Origin of the sequence: Pseudomonas sp. 65/3-MNA-CIBAN-0223 (genome assembly GCF_040310425.1) — a bacterium.
Taxonomy (GTDB): Bacteria; Pseudomonadota; Gammaproteobacteria; order Pseudomonadales; family Pseudomonadaceae; genus Aquipseudomonas; species Aquipseudomonas gregormendelii.
In genome coordinates this window covers 1-277 of sequence record NZ_JBEOPV010000118.1, presented here as the reverse complement: position 1 = coordinate 277, position 277 = coordinate 1, and the positions used below count along the sequence as shown (strand labels likewise).

The 277-nt window shown below is 63.9% G+C and carries 1 protein-coding gene; it reads right to left on the bottom strand.

The window, feature by feature from the left end:
• Positions 1–28 precede the first annotated feature (28 nt).
• On the bottom strand, positions 29–277 hold a 249-nt coding region (locus tag AAEZ09_RS28175; RefSeq protein ID WP_350601629.1), incomplete at its 5' end, for an enoyl-CoA hydratase-related protein.

The window sequence follows — 277 nt, the reverse complement described above, 5'->3', positions numbered from 1 at the left end:
GCTTACGGCCCTGCGCGTGGTGGGGTGCTCATCGGTTGCGCCAGCGAGGGTCTCGTTTTTCGAGAAAGGCATTGACGCCCTCTAGAGTGTCCTCTGCCTCGAAAAGCTCTACAAAGGCCTCCCGCTCGGCAGCGGCTAGTGTGTTAGGCACACGCTGGCGGGAGCTATCTATCAGCGGTTTGATAGCGCGCACCGCCACCGGGCTTTGCCTTGCAACGCGGGATGCAAGCAGCAGCGCGTGGCCGCGTGACTGGCCCGGCTCGACCACCTGCTCCAC